At 71.2% G+C, this 14,939-nt stretch carries 16 protein-coding genes; 5 read left to right on the top strand and 11 right to left on the bottom strand.

Going from position 1 to position 14,939, the window contains the following annotated elements; genetic code table 11:
• Positions 1–61 precede the first annotated feature (61 nt).
• A complete protein-coding gene (locus AB0J66_RS01255) occupies positions 62–1,006 on the top strand; it encodes a helix-turn-helix domain-containing protein (RefSeq protein ID WP_364654646.1) in 945 nt (314 codons plus the stop codon).
• 173 nt (positions 1,007–1,179) lie between these two features.
• Complete coding sequence (locus tag AB0J66_RS01250; protein WP_364656021.1) at positions 1,180–2,082, top strand: alpha/beta hydrolase; 903 nt, start codon at positions 1,180–1,182, stop codon at positions 2,080–2,082.
• 58 nt (positions 2,083–2,140) lie between these two features.
• Here AB0J66_RS01250 and AB0J66_RS01245 read toward each other — a convergent pair whose 3' ends face one another.
• The 5 genes from AB0J66_RS01245 to AB0J66_RS01225 form a co-directional block, all read right to left on the bottom strand.
• Positions 2,141–2,509: a nuclear transport factor 2 family protein gene (locus AB0J66_RS01245; RefSeq protein WP_364654644.1), complete on the bottom strand. Its 369-nt coding sequence runs from the start codon at positions 2,507–2,509 to the stop codon at positions 2,141–2,143.
• A 117-nt stretch (positions 2,510–2,626) separates the two neighbouring features.
• Entirely contained in the window at positions 2,627–3,562 is a 936-nt protein-coding gene (locus AB0J66_RS01240) for an ABC transporter substrate-binding protein (RefSeq protein WP_364654642.1), read from the bottom strand.
• A gap of 10 nt (positions 3,563–3,572) precedes the next feature.
• Positions 3,573–4,232 (bottom strand): ABC transporter permease subunit, encoded by a 660-nt coding sequence (locus AB0J66_RS01235; protein WP_364654640.1) that lies wholly within the window; start codon positions 4,230–4,232, stop codon positions 3,573–3,575.
• A complete protein-coding gene (locus tag AB0J66_RS01230) occupies positions 4,229–4,864 on the bottom strand; it encodes an ABC transporter permease (RefSeq protein WP_364654639.1) in 636 nt (211 codons plus the stop codon). The genes AB0J66_RS01235 and AB0J66_RS01230 overlap by 4 nt, the downstream gene beginning before the upstream one ends.
• Positions 4,861–5,874 carry an ATP-binding cassette domain-containing protein gene (locus AB0J66_RS01225; RefSeq protein ID WP_364654638.1) on the bottom strand — a complete coding sequence of 338 codons (1,014 nt, stop codon included), beginning with the start codon at positions 5,872–5,874 and terminating at the stop codon, positions 4,861–4,863. The genes AB0J66_RS01230 and AB0J66_RS01225 overlap by 4 nt, the downstream gene beginning before the upstream one ends.
• A 116-nt stretch (positions 5,875–5,990) precedes the next feature.
• Here AB0J66_RS01225 and AB0J66_RS01220 point away from each other — a divergent pair, with 116 nt between their 5' ends.
• A complete protein-coding gene (locus tag AB0J66_RS01220) occupies positions 5,991–7,433 on the top strand; it encodes an aromatic amino acid ammonia-lyase (RefSeq protein ID WP_364654637.1) in 1,443 nt (480 codons plus the stop codon).
• Here AB0J66_RS01220 and AB0J66_RS01215 read toward each other — a convergent pair.
• The gene (locus tag AB0J66_RS01215; protein ID WP_364654635.1) at positions 7,397–7,924 is read right to left on the bottom strand and encodes a cysteine dioxygenase family protein; all 528 of its coding nucleotides are present in this window, start codon (positions 7,922–7,924) and stop codon (positions 7,397–7,399) included. The genes AB0J66_RS01220 and AB0J66_RS01215 overlap by 37 nt on opposite strands.
• A gap of 19 nt (positions 7,925–7,943) precedes the next feature.
• Positions 7,944–8,831 (bottom strand): amidohydrolase, encoded by an 888-nt coding sequence (locus AB0J66_RS01210; protein WP_364654633.1) that lies wholly within the window; start codon positions 8,829–8,831, stop codon positions 7,944–7,946.
• A 117-nt stretch (positions 8,832–8,948) separates the two neighbouring features.
• On the opposite strand from AB0J66_RS01210, the gene AB0J66_RS01205 reads away from it, so the two are divergent.
• Positions 8,949–9,941 (top strand): LacI family DNA-binding transcriptional regulator, encoded by a 993-nt coding sequence (locus tag AB0J66_RS01205; protein WP_364654632.1) that lies wholly within the window; start codon positions 8,949–8,951, stop codon positions 9,939–9,941.
• A 197-nt stretch (positions 9,942–10,138) separates the two neighbouring features.
• Here the strand turns inward: AB0J66_RS01205 and AB0J66_RS01200 are convergent, their stop codons facing one another.
• Together AB0J66_RS01200 and AB0J66_RS01195 are read right to left on the bottom strand one after the other, a co-directional pair.
• On the bottom strand, positions 10,139–11,521 hold the full coding sequence (locus AB0J66_RS01200; RefSeq protein ID WP_364654630.1) for an aromatic amino acid lyase: 1,383 nt from the start codon (positions 11,519–11,521) through the stop codon (positions 10,139–10,141).
• Positions 11,518–12,513, bottom strand: coding sequence for an ornithine cyclodeaminase family protein (locus AB0J66_RS01195; RefSeq protein WP_364654629.1), 996 nt, complete (start codon positions 12,511–12,513; stop codon positions 11,518–11,520). Before AB0J66_RS01195 ends, AB0J66_RS01200 begins: the two co-directional genes overlap by 4 nt.
• Before the next feature lie 56 nt (positions 12,514–12,569).
• On the opposite strand from AB0J66_RS01195, the gene AB0J66_RS01190 reads away from it, so the two are divergent.
• On the top strand, positions 12,570–13,382 hold the full coding sequence (locus AB0J66_RS01190; RefSeq protein ID WP_364654628.1) for a MurR/RpiR family transcriptional regulator: 813 nt from the start codon (positions 12,570–12,572) through the stop codon (positions 13,380–13,382).
• A 3-nt stretch (positions 13,383–13,385) separates the two neighbouring features.
• On the opposite strand, the gene AB0J66_RS01185 is transcribed toward AB0J66_RS01190, so the two are convergent.
• The gene (locus AB0J66_RS01185; RefSeq protein WP_364654626.1) at positions 13,386–13,604 is read right to left on the bottom strand and encodes a hypothetical protein; all 219 of its coding nucleotides are present in this window, start codon (positions 13,602–13,604) and stop codon (positions 13,386–13,388) included.
• 45 nt (positions 13,605–13,649) lie between these two features.
• Complete coding sequence (locus AB0J66_RS01180; RefSeq protein ID WP_364654624.1) at positions 13,650–14,924, bottom strand: glucose/sorbosone family PQQ-dependent dehydrogenase; 1,275 nt, start codon at positions 14,922–14,924, stop codon at positions 13,650–13,652.
• Positions 14,925–14,939: the final 15 nt, after the last annotated feature.

Genomic DNA, 14,939 nt, shown 5'->3' with positions numbered 1-14,939 from the left:
TCGATCTCCACTGCCGCGGTCGGGCCCCGAAAGCTGTTGTACGTGTTCCAGAATGGCTCCCATGTCGGCAGCGGCACAGCAATGCGGCGGGGACGCGGCGATCATCGCCGCGTCCGCGCCGCGGCCGCAGGACGACGAGCTCATCGGCTGCTTCAAGCCGCGCACCGCCTCGAGCAAGCCGGTCCGCGTCGGCGTACCTGCCTGGGCCATCACGGTGCCCCCGCGGCCGAATCGGCTGGCGGGCGTCACCATGGCGGGGTTCAGCGACCGGGCCAACAGCCTCGTAGATGTCGAGGTGGTGCCGCATCCGGCTGTCATGATGGTCTTCGACCTCGGCGACCAGGCTCTGGTGGTCGATGACGGCAAGGGACGCCACCAGCGAGGGCGCGTCGTTGCCGGACTCGCGCCGGACCGCGCTCGAGGGCAGGGTCGGGCCGGCAGCTTCACCTGCCTCCAGGTACGGCTGTCGCCGGTGGCCGCGCACGTGGTCCTAGGCGCTGCGCCGGAGCTGAGCGGGACGGTACTGGACCTCGATGACCTCTGGGGTGGCGACGCGGTGCGAACCCAGGAGCGTTTGCGCGCCGCCGAATCGTGGGACGATCGGTTCGAGATCATGGAGCTCGCGCTGGCCCGGCATCACGAGGCAGGCCGTGCGGTCGATCCGGAAGTGGCGTTCTGCTGGGAGCGGATGATGGCCGGCCGGGGGCAGGCACGTGTCGAGTGGTTGGCGGCGGAAGTCGGATGGAGCCGCAAACGGTTGTGGTCCCGGTTCCGGTCGCAGATCGGCATCACCCCCAAGCGTGCCGCCCAGCTCATTCGGTTCGATCACGCAGCCCATCGCCTCGCCGCTGGTCACACCGCCGCCGTAGTGGCGGCGGACACCGGCTACACCGACCAGTCCCACCTGCATCGCGATGTCAGGACCTTCACCGGGGTGACGCCTGCGACGGTGGCGGGCGCGCCGTTCCTCGCCGTCGACGATGTCGCCTGGCCTGTCCGTCCGTGAAGCAGCACTCGACCGTGGTCGGTGGCTGACGGCCCCGGGAACATTCGTCCAATCCACCGGCGGGTGCCGGCTGTGACAGTCGGGTCATGACGCCGCTGCACCCCGGAGGAAACATGCGAAGCAAGGCTCCCCTCGGTACCCGCATCGTCCGGGACACCCTGAATTGGGAGACCCTGACCGACGCTCAGGTGATCACCGCGCGGGACAGGGCCAACCGGGCAGCATCATCGCGTGCCGCCCGGCTTGTCACCGGTCGGCCCGACCGCCGCGCCTACATCGAGGAAACCACCATCGATCTTGCGGGCCGCCGCCTGCTGCTGCGCGTACACCGCCCCAAGGACGCAAGGCGGAAACTGCCGCTGATCGTGTCGTTCCACGGTGGAGGATTCTTCGCGGGGACCGCGGCGCAGAACGATTGGCTCAACAGCCACCTCGCGGCCTGGTGCCCGGCGGTGGTCGTATCGGTGGAGTACCGCCTCGCCCCGGAGCACCCGCTGCCTCAGCCGATCGAGGACGGCTACGACACGGTCGCCCGGCTCGTCGAGGACGCCGCCGGTTGGGGCGTCGATCCTGATGCCGTCACCGTCATGGGCGAAAGCGCCGGTGGCACGATCGCCGCACTCCTCGCCTTGCGGGCCCGCAAGGACGGCCCGCTGATCCGTGCCCAGGTGCTGAACTACCCCGCCACCGACTGGACCGGCACCATGACCGAGTACGCATCGATCGAGGCGAACGCCGACAATCCCACCCTATCGATGTCCCGGTTGCGGACAGCCCGCAAGCTGAGCGTCCCCCCGGGCCTGGACGATCGCGGAGTGTCGCCCGTCAAATTCGACAGCCTCGCCGGCTTGCCACCGGCACTGGTCGTCACGGCAGGCCTGGATCCGCTCGCTGACCATGGGCGCCGCTACGCCGAACGGCTGCGTGAGGACGGCACCGACGCTCACTTGATCTGCTATCCGAGGGCCACTCACACCTTCCTGAGCATCCCGGGTCTGGTGCCGGCGGCCCGGCCGGCGCGACGCGAGATCCTGACCTTCCTGCGTCATCATCTCCATCCCGCTTCGGGCGGATGACCGCCCATCACCCGGTTGACCAACCTGGCTGGACATCACAGTCGGCGCAGGACCGAAGTCAGCCGGCTTCGTCCTGACCCACGGTGATCTTGCCGTACACGTCCTTCGCGGCGATCCGGCCATCACGTACTCGATAGACGTCCAGCCCGCGCAGAACCGTGCCGTCGTCGGCCGGAGGCCACCGCCACTCGCAAAGCACACGGTCTCCGGCCGCCCAGACCGGCCCGAGGACCGGGCCCGCGCCGGGACCGAGCTGCTCGGCGAGCACCTTACTGACTTCGTCTCTGCCGCGAATGGCACGGGCCGGCCCGTCCCAGGCGTTCGGGCAGTACATCACGTCGTCGGCGAGCAGCGCCGACACCGCCGCCAGGTCGCCGAGTTCCCAAGCGGCGTTGAAGCGCTCGATCAGCCCCCGTGCATCCACCATGGTCAGCACGATAGACGGCCGGGCCCGCCGGGGAAGGTCCGGTGCCACGGCACCCTGGGCCGCCCACCGCTGATCGGCGATCACACGGTGGGCGGCCCGGCAAAGCGCGCGACTACCTCAGGCGAGGCCGTTCTCGCTGATGAAGGCCTTGGCCACGGTGGCCGTGTCCTTCTTGTCGACCTGGACCTGGGCCAAGTAGGTGGTCAGGTTCTCGGTGGTGAGCTTGGCCGAGACGGCGTTGAGGGCGCCGGAGACCGTGGGGTTGTTGGCCGACGTGCGGATCAGGGGGATGATGTTCTCGGCCAGGTAGAGGTTCTTCGGGTCCTCCAGGACGACCAGTTTCTTGGTGGCGATGGCGGAGTCGGTGGAGAAGATGTTGGCGACGTCGATTTTGCCGTCGAGCAGGGCGTTCAGGGTGAGCGGGCCGCCGGCGTCGAGGGGCTGGAACTTCTTGAACTTGACCCCGTACAGCTCGTCGAGGCCCTTGAGGCCCTGGTAGCGCTCCTGCCATTCCGGACCGGCGCCGATGGTGAGCTGGCCGGCGACCGGCTTGAGGTCGTCGATGGTCTTCAGGTTGTGCTTGGTCGCCGTCTCCTGGGTGACGGTCAGGGTGTCCTTGTCCTCGGCGGCCGACTGCTCCAGCACCTCGGTGCCGGCCGGGAGGACCTTTTTCAGCTCGGCCAGCACGTCGTCCGGCTTGGACACGCCCTGCGGGGCGCCGCCGGTGTGCAGCGCCGAGAGCAGCGCGCCGTTGTACTCGGGCAGCAGGTCGATCGAGCCGTCCTGCAGGGCCTTCAGGTAGAGCTCGCGGGCGCCGATGTTGAACTGCCGCTTGACCTGCACGCCCTTGGCCTCGAGGGCCTGCGAGTAGATCTCGGCGAGCAGCTCGCTCTCGGCGAAGTTGGCCGAGCCGACCGTGACGGCCGAGGTGCCGCCGGAGGCGTTGGAGCCCTTGTCGTTGGCCAGCGGGTCCTCGTCGGCGCCGCAGGCGGCCACCGAGAAAGCAAGAGAGAAGGCGGCGGCAACAGCGCCGATCGTGCGCATACGGAACATCAAATCCCCTTCAGAAACGCCCGGAGACCCCGGGCGACACGACCCAGCGCTGCACGAGCGCCAGGAAAAGGTCGAGCACGACCGCCAGCACCGCGACGACGATGGCGCCGGCCAGCACACGGGAGTAGTCGTTGACGGCCAGGCCGTCGATCAGGAGCCGGCCCAGGCCGCCCAGGCCGACCGCGGCGGCCACCGTCGCGGTCGCCACCACCTGCAGGGCGGCGCTGCGGAAGCCGCCCATCAGGACGGGCAGGGCCATCGGCAGCTCGACGCGGGTGAGCACCTGCCAGGGGCGCATGCCCATGCCCTTGGCGGCGTCGACGACGCGACGGTCGAGGGTGCGCATGCCCGCGTACGCCGACGTGAGGATCGGGGGAACGACCAGCACGGTCAGGGCGATCAGCACGGGCAGCAGGCCCAGGCCGAGCAGCGTGACCATCAGCATGAGCAGGCCGAGGGTGGGCAGCGAGCGCCCGGCGTTGCCGGCGTTGATGGCGATGAACGAGCCCCGGCCGGTGTGGCCGATGTAGAGGCCGATCGGCAGGGCGATGACCGTGCCGATGGCCAGGGCCAGCAGTACGTACCACAGGTGGGACAGCAGCAGTTGCGGGAAGCCGCCGTCGGCCGTGAGAGCCCAGTTGGCCGGGTCGAAGAGGTAGGAGAGGTTCATGCCCGGGCCCAGGGGGTGACGGCGCGCTGGATCAGCACGATGACGAGGTCGGCGACGGCGGCCAGCAGCACCGACAGCACGATGCCGACGATGATCGGCTCGACGTAGAACAGCTGGAAGCCGCGGGTGAACAGCTGGCCGAGCCCGCCGATGCCGATCAGGGCGCCGACGCTGACCAGGCTGATGTTGGCCACCGTGGCCACCCGCAGGCCGGCCAGGATGACGGGCAGCGCCACCGGCAGCTCGACGTCGATCAGCCGGCGGGTACGGCGGTAGCCCATCGCGGTCGCGGCCTCGTTGACCAGTTTGTCGACCGACCGGAGACCGTCCGCGACCGTACGGGCCAGCAGCGCCACCGTGTAGATGGTCAGCGCCACCACGATGTTGAGCGGCGACAGGATCTTCGTGCCGAGCACGACCGGCAGGAAGACGAACAGCGCCAGCGACGGGATCGAGTAGAGCACGCCGCACACGTTGACCAGCGGGTGGTAGAGCCACTCGAAGCGGACGCCGAGGTAGCCGATCGGCAGCGCGATGACGAAGCCGAGCAGCACCGGCACGAGCGCGAGGTAGAGGTGCTGGCGCAGCGCGGCCAGCACCGTGTCCGAGTTGTTCTGCAGGTACTGGATCACGCGGACCGCCGGGTGAGCAGGTAGTCGACCAGGTCGTGGTGCTTGACCACGCCGTCGCAGACACCGTCGGCGTCGACCCGGACGGCGATCCCGACCGGCGAGCTGATCGCCAGGTCGGTGACGATGCGCAGCGAGTCGTCCTTGGTGAAGGTGCCGGCGATCGCGCGGTCGCCGGACAGGGTGCGCCACACGACCGGGCGGCCGTTGTCGAGCACGAGTTGCTCGGCCGTGGCGGGCGGCGAGACCGGCACGTCGGCCGCGGAGTCGAACGAGAGGCTGCGCAGGCCCCGGTCGCGCCCGACGAAGGACGCGACGAAGTCGTCGGCCGGCTTGTCGAGCAGCTCCTGCGGCGTGCCGAACTGGGCCAGGATGCCGCCCTGGCGCAGCACGGCGACGTAGTCACCGAGCTTGATGGCCTCGTCGATGTCGTGCGTGACCATCGCGATCGTCTTGCCGAGGTCCTGCTGCAGGCGCAGGAACTCGGTGTGCAGCTGGGCCCGCACGACCGGGTCGACGGCGCTGAACGGCTCGTCCATCAGCATCACCGGCGGGTCGGCGGCCAGGGCCCGGGCCACGCCCACGCGCTGCTGCTGCCCGCCGGAGAGCTGGGCCGGGTAGCGTTGGGCGAACTCGGCCGGGAGCCCGACCCGCTCCAGCAGTTCCAGGGAGGCCGTACGCGCCTCGCGCCGGGTCTTGCCGAGCAGCATGGGCACGGTCGCGACGTTGTCGAGCACCGTGCGGTGCGGGAACAGCCCGGCGTGCTGGATGACGTAGCCGATGCCGCGGCGCAGCAGCGCCTCGTCCTGGCCGGAGACGTCCTGCCCGTCGATCAGGACCCGGCCCGAGGTCGGCTCGACCATTCGGTTGATCATGCGCAGCGAGGTGGTCTTGCCGCAGCCGGACGGACCGACCAGAACCGTCATCTTTCCGGTCGGCAACTCCATCGAGAGGTGGTCGACCGCGGTACCGCCGCCGGGATAGATCTTGACGACGTCCTCGAAAGTGATCATGGTTCTCCTGGGCGGTCGTCTGAATGGCGCTATTCATACTTGCCGTGTAGTGAATAGGCTGTCAACGGAAGGCCCGGCCCCGTTACGGTCCGGAAACCTTCGAGCTGGAGATCATCATGGAGGTGTCAGTCAACGGCCGCACCTTGACGATCGACGGCCTGGTCGCCATCGCCTCCGGCACGGCCGGTGTCACCGTGGACGAGGCGGCCCTGCGGCTGATCGACGAGCGGCACGAGCTGCTGCAACTCGCGCGCGAGCACGGCGCGGTCTACGGCGCCAACACGGGCGTGGGCGCCAACCGGCACGAGCGGACCTCGGAGGGTCATGGCCTTCGGCTGCTGCGCAGCCATTGCGCCGCGGTGGGCCCGGAGGTCGACGACGTCACGGCCCGGGCAACCATGGCCGTACGCCTGAATCAGATCCTGGCCGGCGGCAGCGGCATCTCCCGCCGGGTGGCCGAGTCGCTGGCCGAGGCGCTGAGCGTGGGCGCCGTGCCGGTCCTGCACTCGTGGGGCGCCATCGGGACCGGCGACCTGGCCTCGCTGGCCGAGCTCGCGCTGACCCTGGCCGGCGAGCGCCCGTGGCGGTCGGGCCGGGTCGAGCCGACCGTGATCAACGCCACCGACGCGCTGCCGATGATCAGCTCGAGCGCGCTGACCGTGGCCACCGCGGCCCTGGCGCTGAGCCGCGTGGAGCACCTGATCGAGGCGTCCACCGTGGTCGCCGCGTTGTCGTTCCTGGCGTTACGGGGCAACCCCGAGGCGTACCACCCGGCCGTCCACGCGGCCCGGGCCCACCCGTGCCAGGCCGAGGTGGCCCGGACGCTGAGCCGGCTGGTGGCCGGCGCCGGCGAGCCCGTACGCATCCAGGACCCGTTCGGCCTGCGGGTGCTGCCGCAGGTGACCGCCCCGGCCGCGCACGCCGCCCGGCAACTGCGCCGCGCCCTGACCGAGGAGATCAACGCCGCGGTGGAGAACCCGCTGGTCACCGCGGACGACGTGCTGCACCACGGCCAGTTCCACACCGCCACGATCGCCACCAGCCTGGACACGCTGCGCGGCTCGTTCCTGCCGGTGCTGGCGCTCTCGTCGGCCCGGCTCGGCCTGCTGATGCGGCCGGACATGACCGGGCTGCGGGCGTTCCTGGCCGAGGGCCCGGCCGGCAGCTCCGGCCTGATGATCAGCGAGTACGTGGTGCAGGACGTGCTGACCGAGATCCGCGTGGGCATGCAGCCGATCTCGGCCGGCACGCTGACCATCTCGCTCGGCCTGGAGGAGCACGCCAGTTTCGCCACCCAGGGCGCGCGGGCGTTGCGGGCGATGGCCGACCTGGCCCCGACTCTGCTCGCGGCCGAATTGGTCGCCGCCGTGCGGGCGCTGCGGATGGCGCCCGGCCGGTTGCCGGACGGGCCGGCTCACGACGCGTACGACATGGTCTCCAAGGTCCTGGACCCGGAAGCCGGTGACCGGCCGATCGGCATCGACCTGACGGCTGCGGCCGAGGTGTTGCCGCTGCTGGCGCCTTACGCCTCGCCCAATGGGCGCAGCTCGTCGGCGTAACTGACGGCCTTGCGGCGCATGACGCCGCTGGCGCTGATCGAGTACTGGCCCATGCGCCAGAGCGGCGGCGAGTACGCGTGGATCGACACCGAGCCGTCGACCGCGCCCGACATGCGGTGAATGTGGTCGGGCCCGAACGCGAACGCGCGGCCCTCCCCCACCACGCGGGTCACCGGGTCGCCGCCCATCCGCGGGTTGGCCTCGTTGACCGCGCCCTTGGTGACCACGACCGCGCCCGAGGAGATGTCGTGGTCGTGCCAGCCGGTGTCGTCCTCGGTGTTCCAGCACAGCACCCAGACGTCGATGTCGCTGTCGCGGTAGAGCGAGGCGTAGTGCCGCTTGCCCGTGTCGTGCCGCACGAGCGGCTCCCACAGCTCGGTCCGCGCCGCCAGCTCGGTCACCCAGAGCTGCAGCTCCTTCGGGCTCAGCGTGCGGCCGGGCAGGGCGGGCAGCTCGGCCGGGTCGGTGACCGCGACCGTGTCGGTCGTCATCTCGGTCCTCCTGTCAGCGTCATCTCGGTTGCCCAGTTAGCAGGTGACGCGGGTTGGCGGTGAAGAGCGCGTGCCGGAACGCGTCGCCCAGGCCGGGGTCGACGGGCTCGGCGTACGGGCGGTCGGAGCCGTGCACGAGCGGGTCGACGCCGACCACCCGGGTGAGGGCGTCGATCGCGCGGGTGCCGTACGAGCTGGTCTCGTAGTAGACGTACGGGTCGAGCGGGCCGAGGGCGCCGCCGCGGGCCGCCAGCCGCTCGTGGTGCAGCGGGGCCAGCCCGGCCAGGGCGGCGAACGCGATCCGCAGGCGCGGGTGCTGCCGGCGGCCGGCCACGTGCCAGGCGAGCCAGGCGCCGTGCATCTGCGCCACGTAGGGCACCATGGCCGGCCACCAGGACGGCACGCCGGGGTCGCACGCGGGGGCCGGGCCGGGGTGCACGAGCACCGGCTTGTTCGCCCGCTCCGCCTCCTCCAGCAGCGGGCCCATCCGCTCGATGCCGGCCGGGTCACCCAGCGCCGTCGCGGGCAACTGCACGCCGACGACGCGATCCTCGCTGAGGATCTTGGCCAGGGCCGAGGGGTCGGGCTGGGCGACATGGGCGGAGGCCCAGATGCGGTACGGGTCGTCAAGGGCGAGCCCGCTCTCGTGCCAGACGTCGAGCAGCTCCGCCGAATCCAGATATTCCATACCGAGCGGACTGGAGATGGAGAGGATCACCAACTCCTTACCCTCCGCGATCTCCCGTTGGCGACGTCGCTCCACGTCGTGGGCGTGCGGGTCGACCTCGTAGGGCGGCTCGCCCGCCAGGTACAGGGTCCACTCGCGCAGGTAAGGGTAGGTGCTGCGACGCCTCAGGGCCTCCACCAGCTGCTCCGGCCACAGATGCTGGTGGCAGTCGATCAGCATGGCCGGGCCTCACTCTCCGCAGCAGGGAAGCGCTTCACTCGTTCCATGAAGTGAAGCGCTTCCCTCCCTGATCCGCAACGTGATCTCACCCTCCGGAACGGGTGTTACCCTCAGTCGGTGTCACGGCAGCAACCGCGACGGACCCTCCAGGATCTGGCGACCGCCGCCGGGCTGTCCCTGGCCGCTACGTCGTACGCGCTGCGCGGCGTGCGCGGCTCCCCCGAGACCATCCGCCGGGTGCGGGAGCTGGCCGACGAGCTCGGCTACACGCCCGACCCGATCGCGCGGGCGCTGGCCAGCGGGCGTACCGGCTCGGTCGGGGTCGCCGGGTCCCTGCGGGACCTCTGGCAGCAGGATCTCTCGGTGCTGCTGACCCGGGCCCTGCGCAGCCGCGGCCGGTACGCGACGATCGCCGACGCCGACGCCGACCCCGCCCAGGAACGGCTGATCGTCGAGCAGTTCGCGGCCCAGCGGGTGGACGGCGCGATCGTCTCCCCGGTCGACCCGTCGGCCTCCTACTGGCGCCTGCTCGAACCGGAGGTCGCGGTCGTCTCCATCGGCGACGCCCTGACCTCGCGGCCGGCGTCCGGGTGCGTGCTCTTCGACAACGAGCACGGGGTGACGCTCGCCCTGAGTCATCTGCAAGAGCTGGGCCACCGCCGGGTCGGCATGCTCGCGCCGTCCCTGCCGTCCACCCCCGGCCGCCCGTCCGAGGTGCTCGCCCCGCGCGTGGCCGCCTCGCTGAGCCTTTCGCTGGACGTCGTGTTCGCCCCGGCCGCTACCACCGAGGCCGTGACCGTGGTGTCGGCCCTGCTGGCCGACCCGGGCCGCCCGACGGCGCTGTTCTGCCTGAGCGACTCGCTGGCCTTCGCCGCCTATCACGCGGCCCGCACGGCCGGCCTGCGCGTCCCCACCGACATCTCGGTGATCGGCTACGACGATCACCAGCTGGCCGCCCTGGTCAGCCCCGGCCTGACCACCATGGCCTGGGACGAGGACGCCATCGTCGACTCAGCCGTCTCCCAGCTCATCGACCGGTCCCCCGCCCCGCCCCCGTTCCGCCCGACGCTGGTGCTGCGGGGCTCGACCAGCCGCCCCCCAGCAGCCTGACGCCCTGATGCGCGCCAGCCCCCGCCTTCAGCACGACGAACCGGCCCGCCGGTTCTGCCTGAGCCCCGGCCGGCCGCCTCCCAGCCGGGCGAGTCCACCCGGCGGCGCTTCCGACAGCGCGACCACCGGGCCAGACGCCGGCCCTCCTTGGCACGAGCAGCCACCCGCCAGCAGCAGAACGCCCCGCCCGGGGCCGGTCACGTCGGGTCCGACCAGCCGGCCTCGAGCCGCGCGACGAACCGGTCGATCTCGGGCCCGTAGGGACGGTCGGCGGTGCCGGCGTCGCCGGCTTGGAGTCGGCGGCCCTGTTGGACGGCGAGGAGCTCGCAGGCGACGACCTCGCGCAGGCCCTCGGCCGCTTCGCGGAAGCACTCGTAGGCCTCGAAGCCGAAGCTCTGCACATCCTCCTGGCCGGTCGACGTCTCGATCGGGCCGATCAGGGCGGGCAGGGCGAAGCGCCGCAGCCGGTGAACAGTGCCGACTGCGCGTTTGTGCACGGACACCATGCCCGCATGCAAGCCCGGCGAGTCCGAGAGCTGCCGGGGCAGGCCGGTGACCTGCGGGTCGAGCAGCCGGTGGAGGCGGGCCGCGCCGAGCTCGGCCAGGTGGACGAGCGCGGTGGTCAGAGTACTCACGGCGGCGGCCAGGTCGGTCCCGGCGAAACCGGCTGTGCCGACGAAACGCCCCTCCAGGTGGGCCGGCGAGTCGGTCACCGCGGTGAGCGCGCGGTCGACGGCGGCTTCGAGGCCGGCGACCGCTCTCGTCGCCACGGCCAGGGCCTGGGCGGTCACCCGGAACGACACCGGCGCCTGGAGCGCCCGGTCCGGCGTGTCGCCACGCCGATCGCTCAGCGCCTCGAGGATGTTCGCGAGCGTTTCGTCGCCCCGCGCGGTCGCGGGGTGCAGCGGGTCGCGGTTGGCCCCGATCAGCGCCATCTCGTCACCCGCGACGGCCAGGACCTGCTCGATGAGCGTTCGCGCCGACTCGCACGCCAACACGCTCAACCCGGTCAGCCCCGGCACGCCCTCCAGGAACGCGATGCCCTCCTTGGGCCCGAACGAATAGCCCCCGTCGAGCAGCGTCAGACCGAGATGCGCAAGCGGAATGATCTCCCCGGCCGCACCTCCCCGGAGAGGAATCCGCACCTCGACGCGGGAAGCGAGCCGCCCGGCGGCGACGGAGGCAGGCTGCGCCGCAGCAGCAGGGATGAGCAGTTCGGCGAGGTGCGAGCAAAGCTCCGGGGAGATCCCCGCGGCCGGGTCCAGCAGCGTTCTCAGGCGGGTGGCGATCACGGCTCGCGCCTCGGTGGGGCGCAGCCAAGGGGCGGAGCCGGCCGCGCGGCCGGCCATCAGGGTGTTCTGGTGCTGTCTCTGCGCGGCCGCGTCCAGGCGTACGCCGGAGAGGGCGCCCATGCCGGTGTTGACGCCGTAGACGGGGGCGTCGCCGGCCAGGTCGGCCAGGGTGGCGGCGCGGGAGGCGGCGAGCTGGTCCAGCAGCTCGCTGGAGAGCTCGGGGGTGGCGCCACGGGCGATGTCGGCGATGGCGGAGCGGTCCAGGTCGGCCGGGTGGGTGATTTTCATCGGTAGCGCAGCATCGTGCCGGCGCCGGCGGCTTCGGCGCGGGTCAGGATCAGGTGGCCGAGGGCGACGTCGAGGATCGACAGGCCGCGGTGCCAGAGCAGGATCCGCTCGTCCGGTGACTCGCGGCCCGGCTTCCGGCCGCTGACGATCTCGCCGAGCTGGGCGTACAGGGTCTGTTCGCTCAGCCGGCCGGTGTCCACGTGGGCGCGCAGCGCGCCGAAGCGGCCGGATCGGGACTCGCGCCAGTCGTCGACGACCACCTTGTCCATGACGTCGAGCAGGTCGAGCTCGACGGCGCTCACCGTTCCGTACGGCACCACGAAGGCCCCTGGTTTGACCAGGGAGGTGCGGAGCAGTGGGGACGGCTCGGTCAGGCGGGACGCCTCGACGAGGATGTCGGCGCCGTCGAAGACCTCGTCGGCGGTCGCGACCACGCGGACGGGGGTGTCGGTGACCTCGCGCAGGCGTACGGCGAAGGCCTCTCTCGACTCGGCGCGGCGGCTGGTGACCCGGATCTCGTCGAGGGGGAACATCCGGTCGAGCAGGGTGATGTTGGCGAAGGCGGTGCCGCGGGCGCCGACGTGGCCGAGGATCCGCGAGTCGGGGCGGGCCAGGTGTTTTGCGCCGACCGCGGTCATCGCGCCGGTGCGCATCTCGGTGATCCAGGTGGCGTCCATGATGGACAGCGGCACGCCGGTCTGCGGGTCGAACAGCGTCAGCATGGCCAGCTCGCTGGGCAGGCCACGCTCGTAGTTGGGCACGAAGTCGCCGACCACCTTCACGCCGGCCACGCCCAGCGGCTTGACGTGGCCGCGCAGGACGTTGAAGTGGCCTGCGCCGCCGTTGTCGGGCACGAGGTGGGTGCGCGGCTCGAAGACGGTCTCGCCCCGGCCGTGGGCGGCGACGACCTGCTCGACGGCGGCGATCGCGTCCTCGGGCCCGATCGCCAGCTCGTCGATGTCGGGGCCGGAGAGGAACCGCAGCTGAATCATCGAATGCACCCTTGTCCGATCGTGTTTTAGGCTATTCAGCGTAGATCGGGGGCGGGATGGACATCGGACAGGCTGAGGATTGGCTGCTCGACCTCGCCCGGCGGCACCGGCTCTCGCCCTCCCAGCGGCAGATCGTGCAGCGCATGCTGGGGATGTTCCCGGACGTGGCGTTCCTGTCGACCGTCGAGATCTCCAAGCGGGCCGGGGTGAGCCAGCCGACCGTCACCCGGCTCGCGACCGCGCTCGGCTTCGCCGGCTATCCGGAGTTCCGGGCCGCGCTGCGTGAGGCGGTGCTCTCCCCCACCGCGCCCCGCCCGTCTTCTCCACTAGGCGCCATCGACCAGGAGATCTCGAACGTGGCCGGCCTCAAACGGGCCACCACCAAGATGCCACCGGCCGTACGCGCCCTGGCCGCCACCACCCCGCTCGGTGTCGTCGGCCTGCGCGCCTCGGCCGCCCTCGCCGACTACTTCGGCTACTTCGCCCAGCGCGCGCTGCCGGCCGTGAGCGTGTGCACCGACGCCGGCCGGGTCGACGACTTCGTGCTGCAGCTGCGTCAGGAAGGCGCGTCGGCCGCGCTCTTCTTCGCCATGCCGCGCTACCCGGCCGGCACGGTCTCGGCCCTGCGGCTCGCGCGCAGCCTGGGGATGACCACGGTCGTCGTGGCCGACACGGCGCTGGCCCCGTTCGCCGACGACGCCGACGTGCTCCTGGTGGCCCCGGTCGGCACCGGTCTGGTCTTCGACTCGCACGCCGCGGTGGTGGTGCTGGCGATCAGCCTGCTCGACGCGATCGCCGCCACCGACCCGGGGCGGACCCAGGAGCGCCTCGAAGCTCACGAGGCGCTCGTGGACCGCTGGAGCTACTGAGACCTACTGACCCGACGCCGAGAGGATCTCGCGCGCCTCGGCCTCGTCCCCGGGGGCGACGTACACATGCACGCCGTTGAGCTGTAACTGCGGTTCCTGCTGGCCCGCATCGTCCGCCGAGACGCCGACCTGCAGCCCGTAGCTGCGCAACAGGCCCGCGATGATCTCCGCCTCCGACCGGCTCGTGACGACCGCGACCGACACCACATCCTCGCTAATCATGGGGCCAAGTGTGGCGTAGACCCGCCAGCTCGCGGAAGGAAGAGGTCAGCCGGCGCGGAACTCCAGGATGGCCCCCGGGTCGGCCAGCTTCTCGGTCGGCTTCCCGCCCAGGTCGTTGGTGGCGCCGGCCGAGTCGGTGGCGACGAAGAACGTCCGCCCGTCGGCGCCGATGGCCAGGTCGCGGTAGCGGTTCACGGTGCGCCACAGGGTCTGCGTCCCGCCGGCGCCGTCCACCCGGTAGACCGCGCCGTTCTTCAGCGACGGGATGAGAATCGATCCGCGCCACTGCGGGATCGCCTCCGAGGCGTAGTAGTCGACGCTCGACGGGGCGATCGTCGGCCAGCACAGGTGGCCGCATCCACCGTCGAAATCGTGGTCGCCCGGCACGGTGAAGAACGTCCGCAGCGGCGGCTCGAAACCGGGGCCGGTGAACGACGTCTCCTTCTGCTGCGGCACCGACGGCGGGATGCGGTAGTCGCTGAACTTCAGCTTCTGGCAGTCCGGCGCGGCCGACCAATTCGCATAGAGGTACGCCTTGTCGTCTCGGTACCCGGCCACGCGGGGCCATCCGTAGTTGCCGCCGGCCCGGATCAGGTTCAGCTCGTCGTCCGTCTTGGGGCCCTGCTCGGTGGAGAAGAGCCGCCCGGCCGGGTCGAAGACGATCCCCTGCGCGTTGCGATGACCGAACGAATACACGTGACTGCGTACACCCGCCAGAAGGGGATTGTCGGCCGGGACCGAGCCATCGGGGTTGATCCGCAGGATCTTGCCCTGGTAATGCGTGAAGTCGCTCGCCGACGCTGGCAGTTCCTGGGCCTGATTGGGATTGCAGGCGCGCTCGAACTGGTTCGCCCCGCCGTCACCCACCGTGAGATAGAGCTTGCCGTCGGGCCCCAGCACGAGCCGCCCGGACACGTGATCGATGGTGGCCGGCAGCCCGACGATCACGTCCTTCGGGTCGGTCAGCCGGCCGGCAGCGTAGGTGTAGCGGACCACGTTGAGCGGCCCGTCGGTGTACGCGAGATAGACGTACGGAAGATCGAGAGCCATCCCGAGCAGCCCGTCCTGCGTGCCCGCGGCCCGGCTCGGGACCGTGCCGACCACCGTCCGGGCGCCGCTGCCGGGGTCGATCCGGAGCACCCGCCCGGCCGTCCGCTCGGTGACCCAGAGATAACCGTCCGGCCCGCGGAGGACCTCCCACGGCGCGGAGAGCCCGTCCGCCACGACCCGCGTGGTGAACGGGGGCTCCGGGAGGGCCGCCGGCACCAGCCCGAGCATCAGTCCGAGCACGGCGCCGAACACTTGCACAAACCTCTTCATGCCCTGTTTGTGGCA

The sequence above is a fragment of the Actinoplanes sp. NPDC049598 genome (genome assembly GCF_040675435.1).
GTDB lineage: Bacteria > Actinomycetota > Actinomycetes > Mycobacteriales > Micromonosporaceae > Actinoplanes.
This window is presented reverse-complemented; position numbering and strand designations above follow the sequence as displayed.